At 62.5% G+C, this 25,040-nt stretch carries 24 protein-coding genes and 1 pseudogene; 23 read left to right on the top strand and 2 right to left on the bottom strand.

The genetic code is table 11. From position 1 onward, the window contains the following. The first annotated feature begins 2 nt into the window (after positions 1 to 2). The 3 genes from LAC81_RS24440 to LAC81_RS24430 are packed head-to-tail and all read left to right on the top strand — an operon-like array spanning position 3 to position 3,664. Positions 3 to 1,358, top strand: a complete 1,356-nt coding sequence (locus LAC81_RS24440) for an aspartate aminotransferase family protein (protein ID WP_223729738.1) — start codon at positions 3 to 5, stop codon at positions 1,356 to 1,358. Positions 1,359 to 1,362: 4 nt separating this feature from the next. Continuing rightward, the gene (locus tag LAC81_RS24435) at positions 1,363 to 2,646 is read left to right on the top strand and encodes an aspartate aminotransferase family protein (protein WP_223729737.1); all 1,284 of its coding nucleotides are present in this window, start codon (positions 1,363 to 1,365) and stop codon (positions 2,644 to 2,646) included. A 7-nt stretch (positions 2,647 to 2,653) separates the two neighbouring features. Next, positions 2,654 to 3,664 (top strand): phosphotransferase, encoded by a 1,011-nt coding sequence (locus tag LAC81_RS24430; protein ID WP_223729736.1) that lies wholly within the window; start codon positions 2,654 to 2,656, stop codon positions 3,662 to 3,664. Between the two features lie 20 nt (positions 3,665 to 3,684). Here LAC81_RS24430 and hpaR read toward each other — a convergent pair whose 3' ends face one another. Next, the gene (gene hpaR, locus LAC81_RS24425) at positions 3,685 to 4,170 is read right to left on the bottom strand and encodes a homoprotocatechuate degradation operon regulator HpaR (protein WP_223729735.1); all 486 of its coding nucleotides are present in this window, start codon (positions 4,168 to 4,170) and stop codon (positions 3,685 to 3,687) included. 107 nt (positions 4,171 to 4,277) lie between these two features. On the opposite strand from hpaR, the gene LAC81_RS24420 reads away from it, so the two are divergent. The 16 genes and pseudogenes from LAC81_RS24420 to LAC81_RS24345 all read left to right on the top strand — a co-directional run bounded on the left by LAC81_RS24420 (position 4,278) and on the right by LAC81_RS24345 (position 19,704). Then, positions 4,278 to 4,670 (top strand): 5-carboxymethyl-2-hydroxymuconate Delta-isomerase, encoded by a 393-nt coding sequence (locus tag LAC81_RS24420; protein ID WP_223729734.1) that lies wholly within the window; start codon positions 4,278 to 4,280, stop codon positions 4,668 to 4,670. Positions 4,671 to 4,734: 64 nt separating this feature from the next. Beyond that, positions 4,735 to 6,252 (top strand): 5-carboxymethyl-2-hydroxymuconate semialdehyde dehydrogenase, encoded by a 1,518-nt coding sequence (gene hpaE, locus LAC81_RS24415; protein ID WP_223729733.1) that lies wholly within the window; start codon positions 4,735 to 4,737, stop codon positions 6,250 to 6,252. A 31-nt stretch (positions 6,253 to 6,283) separates the two neighbouring features. Continuing rightward, positions 6,284 to 7,264: a 3,4-dihydroxyphenylacetate 2,3-dioxygenase gene (gene hpaD / locus LAC81_RS24410; protein ID WP_223729732.1), complete on the top strand. Its 981-nt coding sequence runs from the start codon at positions 6,284 to 6,286 to the stop codon at positions 7,262 to 7,264. Positions 7,265 to 7,308: 44 nt separating this feature from the next. After that, a complete protein-coding gene (locus LAC81_RS24405) occupies positions 7,309 to 8,745 on the top strand; it encodes a pyridoxal phosphate-dependent decarboxylase family protein (protein WP_223729731.1) in 1,437 nt (478 codons plus the stop codon). After that, a complete protein-coding gene (locus tag LAC81_RS24400) occupies positions 8,742 to 9,611 on the top strand; it encodes a fumarylacetoacetate hydrolase family protein (RefSeq protein ID WP_223729730.1) in 870 nt (289 codons plus the stop codon). Before LAC81_RS24405 ends, LAC81_RS24400 begins: the two co-directional genes overlap by 4 nt. Positions 9,612 to 9,614: 3 nt before the next feature. After that, positions 9,615 to 10,418 (top strand): 2-oxo-hept-4-ene-1,7-dioate hydratase, encoded by an 804-nt coding sequence (gene hpaH, locus LAC81_RS24395; protein WP_223729729.1) that lies wholly within the window; start codon positions 9,615 to 9,617, stop codon positions 10,416 to 10,418. 8 nt (positions 10,419 to 10,426) lie between these two features. Continuing rightward, on the top strand, positions 10,427 to 11,239 hold the full coding sequence (hpaI, locus tag LAC81_RS24390; RefSeq protein WP_223729728.1) for a 4-hydroxy-2-oxoheptanedioate aldolase: 813 nt from the start codon (positions 10,427 to 10,429) through the stop codon (positions 11,237 to 11,239). Between the two features lie 105 nt (positions 11,240 to 11,344). Next, complete coding sequence (locus LAC81_RS24385; RefSeq protein WP_223729727.1) at positions 11,345 to 11,602, top strand: CopG family ribbon-helix-helix protein; 258 nt, start codon at positions 11,345 to 11,347, stop codon at positions 11,600 to 11,602. Beyond that, positions 11,602 to 11,876: pseudogene (locus LAC81_RS24380) on the top strand (type II toxin-antitoxin system RelE/ParE family toxin). The gene LAC81_RS24385 and the pseudogene LAC81_RS24380 overlap by 1 nt, the downstream one beginning before the upstream one ends. A 101-nt stretch (positions 11,877 to 11,977) precedes the next feature. Next, positions 11,978 to 13,210: a peptidase T gene (gene pepT, locus LAC81_RS24375; protein WP_223729726.1), complete on the top strand. Its 1,233-nt coding sequence runs from the start codon at positions 11,978 to 11,980 to the stop codon at positions 13,208 to 13,210. Positions 13,211 to 13,307: 97 nt separating this feature from the next. Next, on the top strand, positions 13,308 to 14,240 hold the full coding sequence (locus tag LAC81_RS24370) for a helix-turn-helix domain-containing protein (protein WP_223729725.1): 933 nt from the start codon (positions 13,308 to 13,310) through the stop codon (positions 14,238 to 14,240). A gap of 230 nt (positions 14,241 to 14,470) precedes the next feature. Continuing rightward, the gene (locus LAC81_RS24365; protein ID WP_223729724.1) at positions 14,471 to 15,748 is read left to right on the top strand and encodes an ABC transporter substrate-binding protein; all 1,278 of its coding nucleotides are present in this window, start codon (positions 14,471 to 14,473) and stop codon (positions 15,746 to 15,748) included. Positions 15,749 to 15,842: 94 nt separating this feature from the next. Next, a complete protein-coding gene (locus tag LAC81_RS24360; RefSeq protein ID WP_223729723.1) occupies positions 15,843 to 16,703 on the top strand; it encodes a carbohydrate ABC transporter permease in 861 nt (286 codons plus the stop codon). Further along, entirely contained in the window at positions 16,703 to 17,524 is an 822-nt protein-coding gene (locus LAC81_RS24355) for a carbohydrate ABC transporter permease (protein WP_223729722.1), read from the top strand. Before LAC81_RS24360 ends, LAC81_RS24355 begins: the two co-directional genes overlap by 1 nt. A 47-nt stretch (positions 17,525 to 17,571) precedes the next feature. After that, a complete protein-coding gene (locus LAC81_RS24350; protein WP_223729721.1) occupies positions 17,572 to 18,618 on the top strand; it encodes an NAD(P)-dependent alcohol dehydrogenase in 1,047 nt (348 codons plus the stop codon). A gap of 3 nt (positions 18,619 to 18,621) precedes the next feature. Next, complete coding sequence (locus LAC81_RS24345) at positions 18,622 to 19,704, top strand: ABC transporter ATP-binding protein (protein WP_223729720.1); 1,083 nt, start codon at positions 18,622 to 18,624, stop codon at positions 19,702 to 19,704. A 7-nt stretch (positions 19,705 to 19,711) separates the two neighbouring features. On the opposite strand, the gene LAC81_RS24340 is transcribed toward LAC81_RS24345, so the two are convergent. After that, entirely contained in the window at positions 19,712 to 20,818 is a 1,107-nt protein-coding gene (locus LAC81_RS24340) for a hypothetical protein (protein WP_223729719.1), read from the bottom strand. Positions 20,819 to 21,327: 509 nt separating this feature from the next. Here LAC81_RS24340 and LAC81_RS24335 point away from each other — a divergent pair. From LAC81_RS24335 to LAC81_RS24320, 4 genes are all read left to right on the top strand, one after another. After that, on the top strand, positions 21,328 to 21,732 hold the full coding sequence (locus LAC81_RS24335) for a hypothetical protein (RefSeq protein ID WP_419195874.1): 405 nt from the start codon (positions 21,328 to 21,330) through the stop codon (positions 21,730 to 21,732). Between the two features lie 551 nt (positions 21,733 to 22,283). Then, positions 22,284 to 22,664, top strand: a complete 381-nt coding sequence (locus LAC81_RS24330) for a hypothetical protein (RefSeq protein ID WP_223729718.1) — start codon at positions 22,284 to 22,286, stop codon at positions 22,662 to 22,664. 99 nt (positions 22,665 to 22,763) lie between these two features. Then, positions 22,764 to 23,438: a response regulator transcription factor gene (locus LAC81_RS24325; protein ID WP_223729717.1), complete on the top strand. Its 675-nt coding sequence runs from the start codon at positions 22,764 to 22,766 to the stop codon at positions 23,436 to 23,438. Next, positions 23,435 to 24,904 (top strand): sensor histidine kinase, encoded by a 1,470-nt coding sequence (locus LAC81_RS24320; protein ID WP_223729716.1) that lies wholly within the window; start codon positions 23,435 to 23,437, stop codon positions 24,902 to 24,904. Before LAC81_RS24325 ends, LAC81_RS24320 begins: the two co-directional genes overlap by 4 nt. Positions 24,905 to 25,040: the final 136 nt, after the last annotated feature.

Raw genomic sequence — 25,040 nt, 5'->3', positions numbered from 1 at the left:
CCATGCGCGAAACCAACTTCCTCATCGAGAACAACGCCCGCCATCTCTGGCATCCGATGGCGCATCCGGCCGAGATGCAGGCAACTCCGCCGCGCATCATCAATGCCGGCGAAGGCGTCGAGATCGTCGACATCCATGGCAAGAAGGTGCTCGATGGGGTCGGCGGTCTCTGGAACGTCAATCTCGGCTATTCCTGCGAACCCGTGAAGGAGGCGATCCGCCGCCAGCTCGACGAGCTGCCCTACTATTCGACCTTTCGCGGCACTACCAATTCGCCGCTGATCGAGCTCTCCTACGAGCTCGCCGAATGGTTTCGCGAGGATGGACTCACCCGATCGTTCTTCACCTCGGGTGGGTCGGACTCGGTCGAGACCTGCCTCAGGCTGGCCCGCCAGTATCACAAGCTCAACGGCCAGCCGGAGCGCACCAAATTCGTTGCGCTAAAAAAAGGCTATCATGGCACCCATTTCGGCGGCGCCTCGGTCAACGGCAACGCCAATTTCCGTCGCAACTACGAGCCGCTGCTTCCGGGCGTCTTCCATCTGCCGGCACCCTACACCTATCGCAACCCCTTCGACACGACCGATGGTGCCGCCATCGCCAAGGGGATCGCACGGCTGTTCGAAGATGAGATCGCCTTCCAGGGCGCCGACACGATCGCAGCACTGATCATGGAACCGGTGCTCGGCGCAGGAGGTGTGATCGTGCCGCACGAGACCTTCATGCCGCTGATGCGCGAGATCTGCGACCGGCACGGCATCCTGCTCATCGCCGACGAGGTGATCACCGCCTTCGGCCGCACCGGCGCCTGGACAGGCTCGCGTCTCTTCGGCGTGAAACCGGATTTCATGTCGACCGCGAAGGCGATCACCAATGGCTACTATCCCTTCGGCGCCGTGATGATCGCTGAAAAGGTGGCGCAGGTGTTCGAAAGCAACAAGACGGCCACCGGATCGATCGGCCACGGCTACACCTATTCCGGCCATCCGGTCGGCGCGGCCGCAGCGCTCGCAACGCTGAAGGAGACGCGCAAACAGAACGTGGCGGCGAATGCCGGCGCGCGGGGCGTGGAACTGATGGCCGGCCTCGATGCGCTCAAGGACCGGCACGAACTGATTGGCGACGTGCGCGGCAAGGGTCTGATGTGCGCGCTCGAACTGGTCTCCGATCGCGAGAAGAAGACTGGTGCTGCGAAGGATGTGGTGCAGAAAGTCCAAGACGTGACCTATGACGCCGGCGTCATGGTGCGCACGTCAGGCGCCAATATCATCCTCTCGCCGCCGCTGATCATTACCGCGAACGACGTCGCCCGCATTCTGACGGCTCTCGATGCCGGCCTCACCGCCGCTAGAGGATAGGACCATGGCCGATAACGCGGATCTGATCGCGCGCCGCAAGCAGCTGCTCGGGCGCAACATGTCGCTGTTTTACGAGGAGCCGGTGCATCTCGTGCGTGGCGAAGGCGTCTGGCTCTATGATGCCGACGGCCGCCGCTATCTCGACTGCTACAACAATGTGCCGCATGTCGGCCATTGCCACCCGCGGGTGACGGAGGCAATCGCCTGGCAAGCATCGACCCTCAATACCCATACGCGCTACCTGCACGAGGGCATTCTCGACTATGTCGAGCGGCTGACCGGCACCTTCGATAAAAGCCTCGACACGGCGATCCTCACTTGTACCGGCAGCGAGGCGAACGATGTGGCGCTGCGCATGGCCCAAGCCGTGACCGGCAGGACCGGGGTGATCGCCACCGACCACACCTATCACGGCAACACCGCCGCCGTGTCGCAGCTTTCAACCCGCATGCCGCCGGTCGGCGGCTTCGGCGGCCATGTACGCCACGTGCCGGCGCCCGACAGCTACCGGCCACTCGGCGGCAAGCCGGGCGCTGCCTTTGCGGCGGCCTTCACTGCCGAGGTAGAGGCGGCGATCGCCTCGCTTGAGCAGAGCCCGCATGGGTTTTCCGCGCTGATCATCGATCCCTTCTTCGCCAACGAAGGATTTCCCGATTTGCCCTCCGGCTTTCTCGACGGCGCTGTCGCCGCCGTCAGAAAGGCGGGCGGTCTTGTCATCGCCGACGAAGTGCAGCCGGGCTTTGGCCGAACCGGCGGGCATATGTGGGGGCACCAGAAGGCGGGCATCGTTCCGGATATCGTCACGCTCGGAAAACCGATGGGCAATGGCCACCCGATCGGCGGCGTGGTCGCAGGCGCCGACACGCTCAACGCCTTTCGCAAGGCGTTTCGCTACTTCAACACCTTCGGCGGCAACCCCGTATCCTGCGCTGCGGCCATGGCGGTGCTGGATGTGATCGAAGACGAGAAGCTCATCGAGAACGCCGCCGATATCGGCGCCTATGCCAAGGTGGGTCTAACTCGACTTGCCGAGAAACATGGTGTGATCGGCGACATCAGGGGCAGCGGCCTGTTTTTTGGAGCCGAGCTCGTCGCCGACCGCGCCGAAAAAACGCCTGCAAGCGATCTCGCGACCAAAGTGATCAACGACATGCGGCAGCGCGGCGTGCTGATGGGCAAGCTCGGCATCCACCAATGCACGACGAAGATCCGGCCACCGATGCCCTTCACCCGCGACAATGCCGATCTCATGCTGTCGACGCTCGACGACGTGCTTTCGGGTCTGTGAGCCGACGATGGTCGCCGACCTGCCTCCGCACTTTCGCGCCGCGCTCGACAGGCGGGCCTGCCAGGCGCTCGCACACTGGGGCGTCGCCAACCAACGGCCGGAACTTCTGAAATACCGGGAAAACGCGGTGTTTAGCGTCCAGCTCGCCGATGGCCGACCGGCGGCGCTGCGGCTGCACCGCGCCGGCTATCACGGCGAGGATGCGCTCCGCTCGGAACTTCAATGGATGGCAGCGCTCGGCGATGGCGGTCTCGCTGTGCCGCAACCGGTCGCCACGGGAGGCGGACAGTTGCTCGTCGCGCTTCCGAAAGAAGGAGCGTTTACCGCGCAGCACGCCGATGTGATCGGCTGGATGGATGGCGAACCGCTGGGGGAGAGTGGGAAACCGCTAGCCCACTCGCCCGAAAGGCTCGCCCAGATCTTTTCGACACTCGGCGCCTCCATGGCCGAGATGCATACGCTCGCGGACCGCTGGATACCGCCGGACGGTTTCAGCAGGCCGTCCTGGCATGCTGACGGCCTGCTCGGCCAGCAGCCCTTGTGGGGCCGGTTCTGGGACTGCGAAGGCCTGTCTTCGGCCCAGATCGCTGCGCTTTCGGCCTTGCGGAACGATCTCGCGCTGCAGCTTGCAACGCTTCCGACTCCGGCTAAAGACTTCGGCCTCATTCACGCAGACCTGGTTCGGGAAAACGTGCTCGTCACCGAAAGCGGGGTGACCTTCATCGATTTCGACGATGCCGGCCACGGCTTTCGCCTTTTTGATATCGCCACGGCGCTTCTGAAGAACCGTCGCGAGCCGGCCTATGCCACGATTGAGGCCGCTCTCATCCTTGGCTATCGCAGCCGCCGCAACCTCACGGATGAGGCGCTCTCCTGGCTGCCGCTGTTTCTCGTGCTTCGCAGCCTCACCTATATCGGCTGGTTCGCCGCCCGGCCGGAACTACCGGGCGCGCGCGAACGCGTCCTGCGCTACGCAGACGAGACGCTGGCGCTTGCGGAAGAACAGGGCTTCAGATGACGGGGATGCTGTCGAAGCACTCAGTCGTTAAGGCTGGCGAGTTCGTCGAGCATATCGAGCAGGACTTCGACGCGCTCGTGGCCGTAGCGGGTTTCGAGCTCCTCGTAGATCGCCCGGCTTTCCGGGCTCACGTCGGCGATCACCCGCATGCCCTCCGGCGCGATCTCGAGCAGAACGCGCCTGCCGTCATCGGCGTCCTTATGCTTGGTGATCAGGCCGCGCTCCTCGAGCGAGCGAATGATGCGCGTCAGGCTCGGCGCCAGGATGAAGGCCTTGTCGGCCATCTCGGACGCATCGACCCGGCCGGCTTCGGCGAGAATGCGGATCACCCGCCACTGCTGCTCGGTGATGTCATGGCGCGCGAGCATCGGGCGGAAATGCGCCATGACGGCTTCGCGCGCCCGCAGAAGCGCGATCGGCAACGATCGGCGCGTATTGTGCGGCAAAAGGGCGTCGGGACCGAGATCGGTCTTGGTTTTCTCGCTCATGGGCGTTCTATCGGACATTTTCCTTCATTCCGCAATCGGCAGGCACGGGCAGCGCCTCGCGCTGCTTGACACCGCCATCAATTTTGTTAACGTGTTAAATATATGAGAGCGCATCGGGAGGAAAGATGCCGCATCTGACAATCGAATATTCCGGCAATCTCGACGGCCACGTCGACTTTGCAAAGCTGTGCCGTACGGTCCACGCCTCCATCCTTGGCACCGGCCTCTTCGAGCTCGGCGCCGTCAGGGTGCGCACGATCCAGAGCCGCGACTACGCGGTCGCCGACCTGTTGCCGGAGAATGGCTTCATCGACATGTCCTTCCGCATCGGCCGTGGCCGCACGGAAGCCGAAAAGAAATCGACGGGTGACGCCATATTCCAGGCCGTCAGCGACGAACTTTCCGAGCTTTTCGCCACGCCGCATTTCGCCCTCAGCCTCGAGATCCGCGAGATCGATCCGGATCTGAGCTGGAAGAAAAACGCCATTCACCCCAGGCTGCGCGCCGCCAAGGGCTGAGCGCACCCCTCCACAAATACACAGCAGCGCGCGGCGAAAGCCTGCGCCAGCATCGGAGAACACCATGTCCAAGCTCGATGAAAACCTCGCCAAGGCGGAACGCTACCTTGCCCGCTTTAAGAGCGAAGGCGTGCTCAACCATATCAACGGTGAGGCCGTTCCTTCGCTTGATGGCGAGACCTTCGAGACGGTCTCCCCGATCGACCTGAAGCCGCTGGCGAAGATCGCGCGCGGCAAGGCAGCCGATATCGACCGCGCCGCGAAGGCAGCGAAAGCGGCCTTCGCCGAATGGGCGTCCATGCCCGGCGATACGCGCAAGAAGCTGCTGCATAAAATTGCCGATGCGATCGTTGCGCGCGCCGAGGAGATCGCCTTCGTCGAATGCATGGACACTGGACAGTCGCTGAAGTTCATGGCCAAGGCGGCGCTGCGCGGTGCGGAAAACTTCCGCTTCTTCGCTGACCGGGCGCCGGAAGCGCGCGACGGCAAGGTGCTGCGCGCCTCTGGCCAGATCAACATGACGACGCGCGTGCCGATCGGCCCGGTCGGCATCATCACCCCCTGGAACACGCCGTTCATGCTCTCGACCTGGAAGATCGCCCCGGCGCTCGCCGCCGGCTGCACGGTCGTCCACAAGCCGGCGGAATTCTCGCCGCTGACCGCACGGCTGCTGGTGGAGATCGCCGAGGAGGCAGGCCTGCCGAAAGGTGTCTGGAACCTGGTCAACGGTTTCGGCGAAGACGCCGGCCGGGCGCTGACCGAACACCCCGATATCAAGGCGATCGGCTTCGTCGGCGAAAGCCGCACCGGCTCGATGATCATGAAGCAGGGTGCCGACACGCTGAAGCGCGTCCACTTCGAACTCGGCGGCAAGAACCCTGTCATCGTCTTTGCCGACGCCGATCTGGAGCGCGCTGCCGATGCCGCCGTCTTCATGATCTATTCGCTGAACGGCGAACGCTGCACCTCGTCCTCGCGGCTCCTGGTCGAGAACAGCATCTACGACCGGTTCACGGCCCTCGTTGCCGAGAAAGCCAAGCGCATCAAGGTCGGCCATCCGCTCGACCCCGAAACCGTCGTCGGCCCGCTCATCCATCCGGTCCATGAGAAGAAGGTGCTCGACTACATCCGCATCGGCCGCGAGGAGGGTGCGACGGTTGCAGCCGGCGGCGAGAAGTTCGCCGGTCCCGGCGGCGGCTGCTACGTGACCCCGACGCTCTTTACCGGCGCCAACAACGGCATGCGCATTGCCCAGGAGGAAATCTTCGGGCCGGTGCTGACCGCCATCCCCTTCAAGGACGAGGCGGAGGCGCTGGCGCTTGCCAACGACACGCAATACGGCCTGACCGGCTATCTCTGGACCTCGGACGTTACCCGCGCCTTCCGCTTTACCGACAACCTCGAAGCCGGGATGATCTGGGTGAACTCGGAAAACGTGCGCCACTTGCCGACGCCGTTCGGCGGCGTCAAGAGTTCGGGCATCGGCCGCGACGGCGGCGACTGGTCGTTCGATTTTTACATGGAAACCAAGAACATCGCCTTTGCCAGCTCGGCGCACGCGATCGCCAAGCTCGGCGGCTGAGCGCGCTGGCAGACATCTGGAGGAGACATCAATGCCCTTGCCGAAACCGAACCTTCACCCGCCCTTCAACATCGTGCGGCTGAGCCATGTGGAGCTCGCGGTCACCGATCTTGCCAAATCGCGCGCCTTCTATGTCGACGTGCTTGGCCTGCAGGTTACCGACGAGACGGCGGACACCATCTATCTGCGAGCGATGGAGGAGCGCGGCCACCACTGCATCATCCTCAAGAAGGCCGCAACGGCAGAGGCACGCGACCTCGGCTTCAAGATCTATGGCGACGAGGACCTCGACAAGGCAGCCCACTTCTTTAAAGGCAAGGACCTGCCGGTCGAGTGGATCGAGCGTCCCTATCAGTCGCGGACCTTCCGGACCCGCGACCCGCAGGGCATCCCGCTCGAATTCTATTCAAAGATGGACCGCCTGCCGCCGATCCACCAGAAATACGCGCTCTATCGCGGCGTGAAGCCGTTGCGCATCGACCACTTCAACTGCTTCTCGCCCAATGTCGACGAGGCGGTCGCCTTCTACAACGAGATCGGTTTCCGTGTGACAGAATATACCGCCGACGAGGAGACGGGGCGCCTCTGGGCCGCCTGGACCCACCGCAAGGGCGGCGTACACGACATCGCCTTTACCAACGGCCGCGGGCCGCGGCTGCATCACACCGCCTTCTGGGTGCCGACGCCGCTCAACATCATCGACCTGCTCGACCTGATGTCGACGTCCGGCTGGCTCGCCAACATCGAGCGCGGCCCGGGCCGGCATGGCATCTCCAACGCCTTCTTCCTCTATGTCCGCGACCCGGACGGCCACCGCATCGAGATCTATTGCTCCGACTACCAGACCGTCGACCCGGATCTGGAGCCGATCAAATGGGATCTGAAGGACCCGCAGCGCCAGACGCTCTGGGGCGCGCCGGCACCGAAATCCTGGTTCGAGGAAGGCAGCGCCTTTGCTGGTGCTGAGGCGAGGGACTCGATCCTCAAGGCGCAACCGATCATCGCGCCGTGATGATTGGAAACAGGGCGCACATCTAAGGCTGACGGAGGAACAGGGTGGACCAGAAGAGTTTTGGAGAATGGTCGCTGAAGGCGGCGAAATGGGGCGCCGACTACCGCGCGTCGCTGCGGGATCGTCCGGTGCGGGCACAGACGGCACCGGGCGCCATCGCCGCCCAGATACCGGCGCAGCCGCCGCGGACCGGTGAGGACATGCAGGCGATTTTCGAGGACTTCGAGAAGATCATCGTGCCCGGCATGACCCATTGGCAGCATCCGCGTTTCTTCGCCTATTTTCCGGCCAACGCCGCACCGGTTTCCGTCGTTGCCGAATATCTCGTCACCGCCATGGCGGCGCAGTGCATGCTCTGGCAGACCTCGCCGGCGGCGACCGAGCTTGAGACGAAAGTGCTCGACTGGCTGCGCCAGGCGATCGGCTTGCCCGAAGGCTTCTCCGGCGTGATCCAGGATTCAGCCTCCTCGGCGACGCTCTCGGCCGTGCTTGTCATGCGCGAGAAGGCACTGGCCTGGCAGGGCAACAAGAAGGGCCTCGCCAGCCAGCCACAGCTGCGCATCTATTCCTCCGATCAGGTTCACACCTCGATCGACCGGGCGATCTGGGTCTCGGGCGTCGGCGAGGAAAACCTCGTGCGCATCCCGGCGAAGGGACCGCGACGCGCGATGGACTGCCAGGCACTCGAAGCGGCGATCCTTAAGGACAAGGCGGCGGGCCTCATGCCGGCCGGCGTCATCGCCTGCACCGGCGGCACCAGCACTGGCGCCTGCGACGACATCGCCGAGGTCGTGCGGGTCGCCCATACGCACGGTCTCTATGTCCATGTCGATGCCGCCTGGGCCGGTGCCGCGATGATCTGCGAGGAGTTTCGCGAGCTCTGGGCGGGCGTCGAGCAGGCGGATTCGATCGTCTTCAATCCGCACAAGTGGCTCGGCGCACAGTTCGACTGCTCGGCGCATTTCATCCGCAGCCCGGATGATCTGGTGAAGACGCTGGCGATCCAGCCGGAATACCTAAAGACCCACGGCCGCGACGGCATCATCAACTATTCCGAATGGACGATCCCGCTCGGCCGGCGTTTCCGCGCGCTGAAACTCTGGTTCCTACTGCGCTTCCACGGCCTCGAAGGACTGCAGATGATGATCCGAAACCATGTGCGCTGGTCGGAGCAACTGGCGCAACGGCTGAGCAGCCACAAGGATTTCGAGATCGTCACGCCGCCGATGCTGTCGCTGTTTTCGTTCCGTCATCGCAGCCAGGGCGATGCGGACGCCCATAACATCGCGCTGGTCAACGCGATCAATGACGACGGCCGTATCTACCTGACCCAGACCCGCGTCGACGGCCACGTCGCAATCCGCTTCCAGGCCGGCCAGTTCGACATGACGGAGGAAGACGCCGACACCGCCTTCGAGGTGATCACCGAAGTCGCCGCCGCGCTGAACAAACACCAGCAGAACACGGAGGCCGCTCTATGAACCATCCCCGTTTCGTAAGCTTTTCGGCCGGCGGAAAAACCGGCTACGGTCTCGTTTCCGGCGATGGGATCATCGACCTTTCGAAGCGGCATGGAACGACGTGGCCGACGTTGCGTGAAGTGATCGAAGCCGGCGCCCTTGCCCGGCTTGCCGATGAAGCAGCGGGGCTGATGCCCGAGCTTTCGCTCGACGAGATCCGCTACGAGATCCCGGTGCCGGCGCCGGAAAAAATCATCTGCGTCGGCGTCAACTTCCCCGACCGCAACGAAGAATACAAGGACGGCCAGGCGGCACCTTCCAATCCTTCGCTTTTCATCCGTTTTCCGCGCTCCTTCACCGGGCACGGCCAGCCGCTGATCCGCCCGCCCGAAAGCCTTCAGCTCGATTATGAAGGCGAGATCGTCATCGTCATCGGCAAGGGCGGCCGACGCATTCCTGAGGCGAGCGCACTCGACCATATCGCGGCACTTTCGCTCTCAAACGAAGGCACGATCCGCGACTGGGTGCGCCACGCCAAGTTCAATGTCACCCAGGGCAAGAATTTTGACCGCACCGGCTCGATCGGCCCCTGGCTGGTGCCTTTCACCGACGAGGCCCAGCTTGCCGACATCAAGCTCGAAACCCGGGTCAACGGTGAGGTGCGCCAGCAGGACCGCACCAGCCGGATGATCTTCTCCTTCCGCAAGATCATCAACTACGTCTCGACGTTTACGGCGCTGGTTCCCGGCGACGTTATCGTCACCGGCACGCCGACCGGGGCCGGCGCCCGCTTCGATCCGCCGATCTGGCTGAAGCCGGGCGATATCGTCGAGGTCGAGGCCGAGGGCATCGGCACGCTCATCAACCCTGTCGCGGACGAGGCCTGAACCATGCTCGACAAGAACCAGATCGAGGCGGCCGCGACGGTACTCGATACCGCCGAACGCGACCGCGTCCAGACCGGACTGCTGTCGCTCAGGCACCCCGAGATGACCATGGACGACGCCTATGCGGTGCAGGCCGCCTGGGTGAAGAAGAAGATCGCCGGGGGACGCCGGGTGATCGGCTGGAAGATCGGCCTCACCTCCAAGGCGATGCAATATGCGCTCAACATCGACATCCCGGATTCGGGTGTGCTCTTCGACGACATGCTGTTTGAGGACGGCGCGCGCATTCCGGGCAATCGTTTCATTCAGCCGCGCATCGAGGCCGAGATCGCCTTCGTGATGAAGGCGCCGCTCGCGGGCCCCAGCGTCACCGTCTTCGACGTCTTGAACGCCACCGACTATGTGACGCCGGCGCTCGAAATCCTCGATACGCGGATCCTGCGCGTCGATCCGGAAACGAAGAAGGCGCGCACGATCGTCGATACCATTTCGGACAATGCCGCCAATGCCGGCATTGTGCTCGGCGGCCGGCAGATGCGGCCCGATGCGGTCGACATGCGCTGGATGGGCGCGATCGTCTCGCGCAATGCCGAGGTCGAAGAGACAGGACTGGGCGCCGGCGTGCTCAACCACCCGGCCCGCGGCATCGCCTGGCTCGCCAATCGCCTGGCGCTCTACGGCGACCGTATCGAGACCGGCCAGATCGTGCTTGCCGGCTCCTTCATCCGCCCGGTCGAGGCCCGCCACGGCGACACCATTGTCGCCGATTTCGGCCCGTCCGGCACCGTCAGCTGCTTCTTCGAATAGGACCGACCATGCCCGCTCCGCGCAATCCGTTCAAACAGGCCCTCGCCGAGAAGCGTCCGCAGATCGGCCTCTGGCTGGCGCTCGCCAATCCCTATACGGCCGAGATCTGCGGCGGTGCCGGGTTCGACTGGCTGCTGCTGGACGCCGAGCATGCGCCGAACGACTTGCCGCTTCTGGCGACACAGCTCCAGGCGCTTTCGGCCTCGCCGAGCCATGCCATCGTCCGACCGCCCATCGGCGAGACCTGGATGATCAAGCAGATCCTCGACATCGGCGCGCAGACGCTTCTGGTGCCGATGGTTGAAAGCGCCGAGCAGGCCCGCGCCCTGGTGCGCGCCGTCCGCTACCCGCCACACGGCGTGCGCGGCGTCGGCGCGGCCCTTGCCCGAGCCTCCGCCTTCAACCGCATCCCGGATTATCTGCAGACAGCCAATGAGGAGACCTGCCTGCTCGTGCAGATCGAAAGCCGGGCCGGGCTTGCCGCCCTCGACGAGATCGCCACGACCGACGGCGTCGACGGCGTCTTCATCGGGCCGGCGGATCTGGCAGCCGACATGGGCTTCCTCGGCAAGCCGGGCGCGCCCGAGGTTCAACAGGCAGTCGAAGCGGCGCTTATTCGCATCCAGTCGCACGGCAAGGCGGCCGGTATTCTCACCTCCGACCACGCGCTCGCACGCCGCTATCTCGAGCTCGGCGCCACCTTCGTCGCCGTCGGCAACGACGTGAGCCTGCTGGTTGGTGCAACGTCCAAGCTCGCCGCGGAGTTCAAGGGTAATAGTGGCGATGCCGGAACGACGGGGCGTTCGGGCGGGACTTACTAGGATACCGGCGATCTCGTGCCGCCGCCCGATAGACGGAGCCAAGCACTAAACATCATCGACTCTAGATTCAATCTCTATGATTAAATCTGATTAAAGGAGATGCACATGGAAACGAAAGTGCTAACGGCGCACGTTCCGCTGTCGCTTGCAGAAAAGGTGGATCAGCTTGCGGCTCGCCTGGAGCCACGCGGCTGGATCATCAAGCAGGCGCTTGCGACCTGGGTCAACCAGGAAGAAGAGCGACGCCGTTTGACGCTTGAGGCGCTTGCCGATGGCGATGCCGGAAACGTCATCGATCATCAGGCCATGCAGGCCTGGGCCGACAGCCTCGATAGCGACAAACCGCTCCCCGTTCCGCAATGATGGAACTGAAATGGACGGCAAAGGCCTCGTCCGATTTGCGGCGCCTTTTCGAATTCCTGGCGCCCGTCAACAGGAGGGGGCGGCACGGACGGTGCAGTCCCTGATTTCCGCGCCGTCCCATCTGATCGAACAGCCTCGCCTCGGGGAACGCCTGGACGAATTCGCGCCCCGCGAAGTTCGTCGCTTGCTCGTTGGACACTAAGAGATGCGCTACGAGATAAAGCAGTCAACGACCTTTATCTTGCGCATCTGGCACACACGCGAAGACCGCTGAGCCAAGATGTTTCCGCTCGACACACCGCCACCGAATCCAGTTTGAGGAATCATGACGCGGGAGTATAGCGGTCTGACGCCCATCTTCATTGGATTCCCGCCATGACCGATACCGTTCTCGACCGCTTCCTTCGTTATGTCGTCATCGACACCCAGTCTGACGCCAGGTCGAAGACCCAGCCTTCCACGGAAAAGCAGAAGAACCTCGGGCGGGTGCTCGTCGAGGAATTGCTGGCGATCGGCCTTGCCGACGCGCATCTCGATGAAAACGGCTATGTGTACGCTACAATTCCTTCGAACGTGGAAAAGCCGGTGCCGGTTATCTGCTGGTGCTCGCACATGGACACGGCGCCGGATTTCACTGGCACCAACGTCAAGCCGCAGATCGTCCGCAACTATCAGGGCGGCGATATCAGGCTCACGGGCGATCCGCAGCAAGTGATCCGGGTCGCCGACCATCCGGTCCTCAACGACCAGATCGGCAATGACATCGTTACGACCGACGGCACGACGCTGCTCGGCGCCGACGACAAGGCCGGTCTTGCCGAGATCGTCACAGCCGCGCAGGTCCTCATCGACAATCCCGATATCAAACACGGCACGATCAAGCTCCTCTTCACCACCGACGAGGAGATCGGCCGCGGTGTCGACAAGGTCGACTTGAAGAAGCTCGGCGCCGAGTTCTGCTATACGGTCGACGGCGAAACCGCCGGTCATATCGAGGACGAGACCTTCTCCGCCGATGGCGTCGAGATCGTCATTCATGGCGTCGCCATCCATCCGGGCTTTGCCAAGGACAAGATGGAAAACGCCATCAAGATCGCCGGCAATATCATTAGCCGGCTGCCGCGCGAGGTTTCGCCCGAGGGCACCGAGGGCCGCAACGGCTTCGTGCATCCAACCGGCGTGTCCGGCTCCATGGACAAGGCCCAGCTCGGCCTTATCGTACGCGATTTCGACGAAGCCGGCTTGGCCTCTAAGGAAACGATGCTCGAAGGCATCGTCAAGGACGTCATGGCGGCCTATCCGGGCTCGACCTACAGTTTCGAAGTCAAGCAGCAATATCGCAACATGAAGGCCATCCTCGACCGTCACCCGGAGATCGTCGAGAATGCCATCGAGGCGATCCGCCGCGCCGGCATGCAGCCGGTGCGCGGCAGTATTCGCGGCGGCACCGACGGCTCGCGGCTCTCCTTCATGGGCCTGCCGTCTGCCAACCTTTTTGCCGGCGGTCATGCTTTCCACTCACCGCTAGAATGGGTCAGCCACCAGGACATGGAGCGGAGCGTGAAGACGCTGGTCGAACTGGCAAAGATCTGGGCGGAGCGCGCCTGAGATAATTCCAGAAAACGGACGGCTCGGGCGTCGCAGACAGCCGCCCTTTTCTCCAAGGGAGACGACCGATAGCCACGAGGCGAGCGAGGACCAGGCGATGAGGACGGCGCGAGGCTCCAAACGCGCGTCGGCAAAGGCCGCTTCGCTCGCGACCAACCCGCCAACCTTCGAGCACATCGTCACCGGCGTCAACGAGACCTTCCTCTGGCGTCTCGACAACTACCCTTGGGAGCGCAATGTCTGGAACTTCCATCCGGAGATCGAGATCCATCTCATCCGGAACGCCTCGGGCCTTGCCTTCGTCGGCGATCATATCGGCCAGTTCGGGCCGGGCTATCTGACCGTCATCGGCAGCAACCTGCCGCATGACTGGGTGACGGTCACGGAACCCGGCGAGGTGATCGAAGGACGCGATATCGTCATCCAGTTTCACCCGGACCGGATGCGCGAAATCACCGACACACTGCCAGAATTCGCAGAGCTCGAAGCGTTCTTCACCCGAGCCGAACGCGGCCTGGTGTTTCATGGTGACGCCTGCACCAAGGGCGCGGATCTGATCGAACGCATGGGCAACCTGAAAGGGCTTTCGCGCCTCACGCTGTTCATCCAGTTGCTCGATCTTCTGGTCAACACCGAGGAATACGAGCTGCTCTCCTCGCCGGAGTTCGCGCCGGAACTCGACCAGCAGTCGCTCGACGTGCTGCGCGGCGCGCTGGCCTTCATCTACGAGAACATTGCCACGGAAATCCACCTTGCCGACCTCGCCAGACGCGCCGGCATGAGCGAGACTGCGTTTTCCCGTTTCTTCAAGAAGAACACCGGCAACACCTTTACCGACCACGTCAACAAGCTGCGTATCTGGCAGGCGTGCAAGCTCTTGGCCGAAACCGACATGCCGATCACAGACATCTGCTTCGAGGTCGGCTACCTCAACATCTCCAATTTCAATCGCACCTTCCTCAGGCAGCACAAGATGACGCCATCGGCCTACCGGCGTCTGACAGGGCAGCGCCGTACTTCCCGTTCTTAGGTGGAGCTTTCGGGGGAGGCAACGATGAATCCTTGCATTTGCTGCGTTGCAAATAGTCTTCCAAGAGCAGAATTGCGCATGAAAGTATAGAATCGGCGCATCGCGCACGCTAGTTCGGTGCGCCACAGAGCCTATCATCGAACCCAGCGAAACGGTTCGCTATGAGGAAAAACGCACCGGATCTGAGGAGTATCCGGCGCGCATCGCAGACCTGGGGAGGTCTTTTCACAATGACAAAAGCCAAGACGCTCGTTTCGAGCATCGCCTTCGCATGCTTTTTTTCCACTGGCCTGACGACGCTTGCGGTCGCTGCCGAATGCTCGGGCACGATCAAGGTGCTCGCCCAGCCGCGCGACGGGCTGACGCTTCTCGAGGACTACAAGTCCGAGTTCGAGACGCTATCCGGCGGCGCGTCCTTCGAGATCGACTATCTCAACGAAAACGACCGGCGCGCCAAGACCAAGGCCGACGCCTCGACCATCGGCAAGTACAACGTCTACTACATCGACGAAGCCAACGTGGCGCTCTTCGCCTCGGCCGGCTGGGTCGCGCCGCTCATGGATTATTATCCAGCGGACTACGACTATGCCGATTTCGATCCCGGCCGGCAGAAGGTTGCGACCTATGACGGCAAGGTCTGGTTTGCGCCGATCACCGGCGGCGGCGACCTGATGGTCTACCGCAAGGACCTGCTGGAAGCGGCTGGCATCACGCCGCCGAAGACGCTCGACGAATACATCGCCGCGGTGAAGAAGCTCAACCGGCCCGACCAGGGCATCTACGGCACGGCGCTGCGCGGCCAGCGTGGTTCCGGCGCCAATGTCTGGCGCTGGATGCCCTTCTTCAAGGGGTTCGGCGGCAACTGGTTCGACGGCAAGACGCCCGTCTTCGACGGCGAACAGGCGGTCAAGGCGACCGAAACCTATCTCGAACTCTTCAAGTACTCGGCACCGGGCAGCCAGACTGGCGGTTGGGACGAGGCGGTCGGTGCTTTTACCTCCGGCCAGGTGGCGATGCTGATCGAATCCACCCCGCTCGTCGGCATGGCGATTGATCCGAAGTCCTCCAAAGTGGCGGGCAAGGTCGGCTACCTGCCGCCTCCGGCACCACTGACGGGCGGCGGCTACGGCCATGGTCTCGCGATCGGCATGAAGGCCAACAAGGACGAGGCCTCCAAGGCCTGCGCCGGTCTGTTCGTAGCTTGGGCGACATCGAAGGAAAACGAGGCCCGGCGGCTCGAAGCTGGACAGTTTAGCGAACTCAATCGCACCAGCATCATGACCAGCCCGAAATTCGCCGAACTCTACGGCCCCGATCTCGGCCAGGCGCTCGCCGATACCGGCAAGGTCACCGCCGTCAACTTCTGGCAGAACCCGCAATGGCCTGATCTTGGCGACCGCTGGGGTATCATCCTCGAAGAGCTGATCACCGGAACGCGCACCGACATCAAGGAAGGCCTCGACGAGCTCGACGGCTTTGCCAAGGACCTGGTTGCCCGCAGCCAGTAAGCCACTTCCTCCCAAGGGGCCATCGGTCGGTAACGCCGCCGGTGGCCCACACCATCGGGAGCGCCTCTCGCGCTCAGCCGTAGGACATCATCACATGAAGCAGAAAAACAGCCTGCCGGCGGTCTTCCTCACCCCGGCCATGGGGATCCTCGCCGTGCTCGCTCTCGTGCCGACGGCCTATGCGATCTACATATCCTTCCAGAACCGGGAGCTCAGCCGTCCGGACGGCAGCTTCGTCGGATTCGCCAACTATATCGACCTCTTCTCGGACCGCCGCTTCGTCAACGCCATCGGCGTCTCGCTCACCTGGGAAGCGGTGACCGTCGGAATGACCCTCGTCATCGCCGTTGGCCTCGGCATTCTGCTCTTCGAATGCGTGTCGCCGCGCACGCGCAATCTGCTGGCGCTGTTGTTTCTGGTGCCCGTGATCCTGCCGCGGGTTTCGGCCGCCTTCGTCTGGAAGTTCGCCTTCCATCCCCTCTATGGCATCGCCACCTATCCCTATAAGGCGATCACCGGTCAGCCGCTCGACCTGCTCTCCAATCCGGCAACGGCACTTGCGACGGTTGCATTGGTCGACGTCTGGCAATGGGGACTGTTCTTCGCCGTCATCGTGCTGAAGCTCCTGGAAACGCTGCCGCCCCAGCCGTTCGAAGCCGCCCGCCTCGACCACGCTCGCACCTGGGAAGTCTACGCCTTCATCGCGCTGCCTATGCTGAAGGCGCCGCTGATCTCGCTCGCCTTCGTCAAGATGATCGAGTCGCTGCGCGCCTTCGACCTGATCTACGTCATGACGCGCGGCGGCCCCGGGATCACGACCGAAACGCTCGATATGTACGCCTTCTCGCAGGGTTTCATCGAGTCCGGCCGCATTTCCTACGCGTCCAGCATGGCGGTTCTGATGATGATCGCCACGTCGATCGCCTTCACCTTCATCTGGAAGAGGGTTCAGTGATGACCGCCCACGCCCTTGGCCGCCTCTTTGGCCGATTGATCCTTGCCGCCGCCGCCTTCTCGGCCGTGTTTCCGATGTTCTGGACCGCGCTCAACGCCTTCAAGAACCGCGTCGACATCGTGACGCCGACACCGCTTTTCTTCTTCGAGCCGACATTCGACAACTTCGCCTATGTGCTCGGTCGCGAAAGCGTCTTTGCCGGTCTCGTCAATTCGCTGCTGATTTCGGGCGCCTCGGTGCTGATCGGTGCCACCTTTGGCCTGCCCGCCGCCTATGCCATCGCGCGCTATCCCAACCGCTGGTCGCGCGACATCCAGTTCTTCGTTCTGTCGCTGCGCTTCCTGCCGCCTGTGGCGATCGCCATTCCGCTGATGGTGATCTGGCTCGATTTCGGCCTCTATGACACCCGCCTGTCGATGATCGTCACCTATTCGCTGCTGACGCTCGCGACCGTCATCTGGCTGAGCGTCCCGGCCTTCGCCCGGGTGCCGAAGGAAGTCGAGGAGGCCGCCCGCGTCGATGGCTATGGCCCCTACGCGATCTTCTTCCTCATCGCTCTGCCCATAGCACTGCGGTCGCTCATCGGCGCCGTCGCCTTTGCCTTCGTGCTCGTCTGGAACGAGTTCCTGATCGCGCTGATGCTGACGACGTCGGACGCGAAGACATTGCCGATCGTCGCCTCGGAGCTGACGCAGCTCGGCCGCGATGTGCCCTGGGGCATCCTCAACGCGTCCGTCGTGCTGCTCTCCATCCCTCCGCTGCTCTTCATCGGGGTTCTAAGCGGCATGCTCAACAGCGCCTTCAAGCGCAAGACCCAATGAACACCAAGACTGCGAAAACCAAGACACTGAAAACAAGGAAATCCTTCATGCAAGCGTTGGTCCTCGAGCAAAAAGGCGTGCTCTCGCTCCGCGAGATCGATCTTCCGCTGGAACTCGGCCCCGATGACGTCAAGATCGCCATCCACACGGTCGGCGTCTGCGGCAGCGACGTGCATTATTACACCCATGGCGCCATCGGCCCCTATGTGGTGCGCGAGCCGATGGTGCTCGGCCACGAAGCCGCCGGCACCGTGGTCGCGCTCGGCAGCAATGTCAAAACGCTCGACGTTGGTGACCGCGTCTGCATGGAACCGGGAGTTCCCGATCTTTCGTCCCGCGCCTCCAAGCTCGGCATCTACAATGTCGATCCCAAGGTGCGCTTCTGGGCGACGCCGCCAGTACACGGGGTGCTGGCGCCCTTCGCCATCCATCCGGCCGCCTTCACCTACAAGCTTCCGGACAACGTCTCCTTTGCCGAAGGCGCCATGGTCGAACCCTTCGCGATCGGCATGCAGGCCGCCGCCCGCGCCCGGATCGCACCCGGCGATGTCGCCGCGGTGATCGGCTGCGGGCCAATCGGCATCATGGTGGCGCTTGCAGCCCTTGCCGGCGGCTGCAGCCGCGTCTTCATCTCCGATTTCAGCGCCGAGAAACTGGCGATCGCCGCGCAATATCCGGGCATCACCCCGGTCAACATCGCCGAGCGCTCCTTTGCCGATGTGATTGCCACTGAAACCGACGGCTGGGGCGCCGATGTCGTCTTCGAGGCAAGCGGCAGTGCCAAGGCGTTCTTCGGTATCTTCGATCTCGTTCGCCCGGGCGGTGCCATCGTGCTGGTCGGTCTGCCGATCGAGGCCGTCCAGTTCGACGTACCGGGCGCGATCTCAAAGGAGATCCGCATCGAAACAGTGTTCCGATACGCCAACATCTTCGATCGTGCGCTGCAGTTGATCGCGTCGGGCAAGGTCGACCTGAAGCCGCTGATCACCGACACGTTCCGGTTCGAAGACAGCATTCGGGCTTTCGAACGTGCTGCTTCCGCGCGGCCGACCGACATCAAGCTGCAGATCCGCATGGACAGTGGGAAGGATTGAGCCATGGCGAACATCGTCTGTTCCAACGTCGACAAGCAATACGGTGCCGTTGATGTCATCAGGGATTTCAACCTCGATGTCGCCGATCACGAATTCATCGTGTTTCTCGGCCCATCCGGCTGCGGCAAGTCTACGCTTCTGCGCATGATTGCCGGTCTTGAGGACATCTCCGGCGGCACTGTCTCGATCGGTGGCCGGACAGTGAACGACCTGCCGCCGCGCGACCGCGGCGTCGCCATGGTCTTCCAGAACTATGCGCTCTACCCGCACATGACGATCTACGACAACATCGCCTTCGGGCTGAAGCGCATGAAAGTCTCAAAGGCGGAGATCGACACCCGGATCCGCACTGTTTCGGCAACGCTCGGCCTCGAGCCCTATCTCGCCCGCAAGCCGACCGAATTGTCCGGCGGCCAGCAGCAGCGCGTCGCGATCGCCCGCGCGATGATCAAGACGCCGCGCGTCTTCCTCTTTGACGAGCCGCTGTCCAATCTCGATGCCAAGCTGCGCAATCACATGCGTGTCGAGATCGCGCGGCTGCACCAGAAGCTGAAGACCACGACGATCTATGTGACGCACGATCAGTTGGAGGCGATGACGCTCGCCGACAGGATCGTCTTGATGAAGGGCGGGGCGATCGAACAGGTCGGCACGCCCGCAGAAATCTACGAGCGGCCCCGCACCCTGTTCGTTGCCGGTTTCATCGGCACGCCCAACATGAACTTCATCGACGTCACGGCCGAGAAGACCGAAGGCGGCTGGTTACTGCGCAGCGCCGGCGGCAACTTCGTGGTCTCGGATGAAAAATTCGCGCTGCGCCATGGCCAGCAACTGGTGCTCGGTATCCGCCCCGCCGATCTCAAGATCGCGGATGCGGGCTCCAGTCACATGTCGGGCATTGCCGATCTCGTCGAGTTTCACGGCAACGACGCGCTGGTGACGTTCCTTTTCGCCGGCAAGGAAATCGGCGCTCTGGTCAAGGCGGGCGGGAGCCCGAAACCCGGCGATGCCGTGTCCTTCTCGATCGAACCGGAGAGCCTGCATCTGTTTGACCGCGAAAGCGGCATCTCCCTGCTGAAATCCTGAGCCGGTTTCAGCTTGGATTGGCGAATGAGGCGGCCGAGAAAGGTCCGGCCGTCATCATCGTAAAATCGAAAGGCGCGCGAACGTCGGCATCGAGCACATATTGCCGATGAACCCGAAGGAAATCGCGCTTGATCCTGCGATAGCGTTCCGGCGAAAGCATGTGCCTGAGCCGTATGAAGACGATCGGCGGCTGCGGCGCATCAGGGTATCCGGCGAGTGCGACGACCCGGCATCGGTAGAAATTGATCGCATCCGTCAGGCATTGGACGTCGAACCAGAAGATTTCCTTCACACGGGCAATGGCGCCGACGCGGGTCCGAAGAACCTCGGCATTGCGCAACAGCGCACATTGCAGGATCGCGCCGCCGAGGGTGACGAAGATGATCCGTTTCCGCTCGAACAAATCCGGTTCCCTTTCCACCAAGGCGCCGATGACCTGTGTGGCAACGCTGGCGCCCATACTGTGGGAGGTGATGACATATTCGTCAGCCGGCTCGCTGAGGGCTGCCCGCGCGGATGCCAAGCCCTCTTCAACCCATTGTTTCAAATACTGTTTTTCGAATCTGGCAACAGCAACGGCCAGTTCCCAGTCGGAAAAGAGATGTAGGGCATGCCATCTCTCGGTCCAGGGGAGAAAGAGCTTGAAGAAGGCGACATAAGCAACGATTGCGCTCAGGGCTAGAACTGGAGGATCCAGCCCAAGCCAGTAGGGAGCGGTGGCGATCAGCAGGCTCAGCCCCATCCCGATCGCGATGAGCAGGAACGGGAAGAGGAAGAACAACCCGAAGCGCCACGCATGCCGGAAGTAGGACAAGGCACCGCCTTCCCAGACCACGCGCGCGGCGTTCAGGTAGCCCGCTGCCATTCTGTGCAACGTCGACCGGCCGTTCAGCCTTCTCACGATTTCATTGTGATCGAAGACGTAGACGCGGGTCATCGTTCGCCAATCGACGCCTTGACTGTCCACGTCGAAGTAGCGGCTGGGCCCCTCGATCTGTACCGGCCCCACCTCGACCTCGAAGTCGTAAAGCTTGGCGGTCTTTTCCGCCGATCGTTTGTAGCGTGCCTGGTGCTTGACGGCATCCAGAGGCTCAAAGCCCGGAAAGTGCAGCACAATTCGTCTCGTGACGTGCCCGGAAGGTTTGTCGAATGACAAGTGGATGATCTTTCAATAGGCGCAAAACGCCCGCCCTCGCCTCCCCCGAAGAAAGCAAGAGCGGGCGCTCGAAGAGCGCCGGGTGGTCCCAGCCTGCCGGAGAGGTCAACAATCTCGGTGTCGAGAATATGGCCGAAGGAAGCGATATATCTGTGCCGGCAAGATTTTTTGATGCGGCCGATCCGAGATGCGACTTCCGCCTGCACGCTGGAGGCGCTGTCTGAACCCGCTAGTTTCGGTCTTTATGGGTTCCCTATGCGCAGGTCCCAACTTCCCATGCGATTTCCTATCTTGGTTCGCGCTAACAGCAACCGGCGCAAATGCCGCATTGGTCCCCGATGGCTCCGCCTTCTTAGCGCCGTTTTTCGATGGCTTGAGACGCGCCGTGCCGCCGGGAACATCGCCCAACTGCGGCACGCACCAGCATCACAGAGCGCGATCTGACTGCGGCCGGTGGACGACGATCCGTGATGCGTCTGCAGGCAACGACCAAGCAACGGCATAGAAGCCTCGGTACCGGCCCTCCCCGGTTCCGGAAACGTCTTATAACGAGCGAGACAATGAAATTCAGGAACGGGTTCAAACTCACCGCCAAAGCGAGCCGCCGCCTGCCGACCGAATATTTCATGCTGGCGGATATCGAATTCGAAGGGGCTGTCATCGGATATCTCGCCGGCCGACCCATCCGCGAGTCTGTGTCCGACCGCGACGGCCTGCGCTACCGTTTCGTCGGCGTAGCACCGCGCCTGCCTGGCGGCGGATTTGACGTGCTGGCGCTCCGCGCCGGCGAATGGATCGTATTGCCAGGTCTGGTCTATGCGGCCGATGCCAAAGAAGGTGCGTCGCGGAACAAAGCGAACCGCGCTGCCTGACGGCTGATCGCCTGAGGATCACGACGCATCGTTTTCGGGCCCCGCCGCTCACAACTTCGATCGCGCAGCGTTTTTCCTGACGGATTCAAATATTGCCTCGATTTGGGGCCTGCAGGAGCCTGTCCGCTCTGCTGTAGACTTCCGCTTCGATAGCGTCGGCGGTGCTCCCAACGGCGATACCGGCCGCGGCGTTGTGAAAGACGTCCGCAAGGAACTGGGCCTTCAACAGGTTATCAGTCGCTCGAATTTCGACGAAAGCGTAACACAGAACTCTCAGGATCGTTTTGTATGAGCCACGCTTGTCGTGGTCGTTCTGCAAATCTTCGTCCAATGCAGATGCCTTTATTGTCCTGATCCGTCTGTGAATTCGCGTCCGGCGGTCAGCGCCGCGCCCTCGCAATGTCCCTGTAATCTTGCAGCCTTAGCAACCGGTATCTCGCTGCACCACTCTGGTCTCACGATCGATCATGAGGAGCGGCAGCTCATTGAACGACTGCAGGCTTTTGCGCTTCCGCAAGGACGCTCGGGGCCGCGGAAAACCGGGATCCGTCATGTTCTTCAGCAAGGGGCGCCGCGCCCTCGCATGCCTCGTCGCCGCCACCATTTTTCTGACCGGTTGCGCTTCCGACGCGATGAAAACCTATATCGGCCAACCGGTCGAATCCGTCATCATCGATTACGGTCCGCCCACCAACATTCTTGATCTCAGTTGGAACGAGCGGGCCTACCAATGGCGCAAGATCTCTACGAATGTCGTCTCCGGCACGTCGAGCGGTGAAATCAGAGACACTCGGCGCGGAATGCGCTACGAGGAGTACACGACGCCGGGCTATGTCGAGGAACAGGAGTGCTTCTACACCTTCTATGCCCGGATGCAGCAAGGCCGCTGGTACATCACCAACTTCCGTCAGCCGAAGCTGGAATGTGAATGATGGCTGCCGCCTCTCTCACGGGGCGGATGGAAATTATCATAACCGTTTGAATTCATATATATATTCCGCTCAAAGATACGAGCGATCGGGAGAACTGGCATGCGCATTCTGCTGCTGGAAGACGAGCCGGAGATGGCCTCGGCCCTGAAGGCGGCGCTGGAGCGGCGCCAGGTAATCGTCGACCACGTCTCGACGCTGGCCGATGCCGAGGCCGTCGCGGAACTCTGGCCCTATGACGTCGTCGTGCTCGATCGCCGCGTCCCGGATGGCGAGGGCCTTGACCTCATACCGAAACTGCGCAGTCTCGGGGTCGGGGCACCGATATTGATGCTGACGGCCTTGGGGTCGATCAACGACCGGGTCGCCGGGCTCGATGCCGGTGCCGACGACTATCTGTCCAAGCCGTTTGCCGTCGAAGAGCTGATGGCCCGGCTGCGGGCGCTCGCCCGCCGCCCGGTCTCATTGAAAGCCGAGCAGACCAAGGTCGGAAGGCTTATCTACGACTTCCACCACCGTGAAGCCGCAGTGGATGACAAGCCGCTCGATCTCCTGCGCAGAGAACGCCTTGCGCTCGAAGCCTTGATGCGTCGCCCCGGCCGAACCGTGCTCAGGGCGACTTTAGAGGAATCGGTCTACGCCATGGACGACGAGATCGAGTCCAATGCGCTCGACTCGCATCTGTCGCGCCTGCGCCGCAAGCTCGATGACGTCGGTGCCGGCGTCGAGATCAGAGCCATCCGCAACCTCGGCTATCTCCTGCGCGCTACGACATGACGAAAGCTCGGCCCCGCTCGCTACAATGGGTGCTCGTGCGCCGCCTCATCCTGCTTCAGGCGGCAACCCTGTTTGTCTTCATCGGCCTGCTTTTCGTTGCGCTCTTCATTGCCCAACCGCGCCTCGTCGTCGAAAACGAAGCAGCTTTGGATATTCTCTACCGTGCGGTCGGGCGCGATGCGGACGGCACCCTGATGGTGCGGAAAACCGAAGAGTTGGGCGATCTTCGGCAATCCTATCCCAACCTGTGGTTCGTCATCCGAGATATGGCAGGCCAGGTCCTGCAAGAGGGAGATGTTCCCGCCCCCTATTTGGAAAAAGGCGGCGATCTGCTCCAGCGCGTAGAGGGAGCCTCACTGCTGTTCGACGACGGTGGCAAACTACCGGACGCCATCCTGCGGAACGTCGACACCGATGCCGGCCGGGTTCAGATCATCACCTCGACCGTTTCGTCGCGTCGTGACGATGGCCCGCTGGATGTACAGATCGGCATCAACATCGACGTCGCGCGCGACCTCGACGGCAAGACGGCATGGACCGAGGTGGTGCCGATGATCGCGCTGCTCATCCTCTGCTTTCTGCTGCCGATCATTCTGGTCATGGGCGTAACCACGCTGGTCACGGCGCCGGCCGTCGTTCGGCGCTCCCTGGCGAGCCTCATCTCGACGGCCGACCAGGCCGGCCGCATCGACATCGACAATCGCGCGGTTCAACTCGAAACCGAAAAGGTACCGACCGAGATCGCACCTTTAGTGCAGGCCTTCAACAAGGCGCTGGCGCGGCTAGGCGAGGGGTATGACCAGCGCAACCGATTTCTCACCGACGCTGCACACGAGTTGCGTACCCCGATCGCGATCCTCAGAACCCGTGCCGAACTTCTGCAGGAAGCCCCTGAAAGTGCGCGTTTGAGGCTGGATATCGAGCGTCTTTCGCATCTCGCCCAACAACTCCTCGACCGGCAGGTGCTCGAGCACGCCGGTGGCGCCCTAGAGGTGGTGGATCTCGTTGCGATGGCAAGAACCATCGCTGCTGACTTTGCGCCGCTGGCGTTCGAGGCCGGCTACGAGCTTGCTTTCGAAACCGCGGTGCCGAACGTGCCCGTCAACGCGCGGCCACGCCAGATCGAGCAGGCCGTCGCCAATCTCCTGCGCAATGCCATCGAGCATGGCGGCGGCACCGGCACGATCACCGTGCTGGTCAATGCCGAGCGCGGCCTCGAAATCCAGGACGAAGGCCCCGGAATTCCTGCAGAGGAGCGCGAGCGCGTTTTCGAGCCTTTCTATCGCTTGCGTCCACGCTCTACCGGCGCCGGTCTAGGGCTCAACCTGGCACGGGAGATCGCCCGCCTGCACGGCGGTCGGATCGACATCCTTGCCGGCCCGTGGCGGGGTGCTCGTGTTCGGTTGCAATTGCCACTTCTTGACGGCGGACGCTCGGCGCAGCAATCGGTACCGGCATCCGTTTAACCTGCCACCTGACCGTTTTCTCAAAAGCTTTCGGCTTCCCCCTTATCAAGGCGCCGCTGATGCTCCACATTTGCAACGACACATCGCGAACGTTCGCCGGAAGAACGGCTGAGAGTTCGACCAGAATGGAGAATTG

This window comes from Ensifer adhaerens (genome assembly GCF_020035535.1).
Taxonomy (GTDB): domain Bacteria; phylum Pseudomonadota; class Alphaproteobacteria; order Rhizobiales; family Rhizobiaceae; genus Ensifer.
This window is presented reverse-complemented; position numbering and strand designations above follow the sequence as displayed.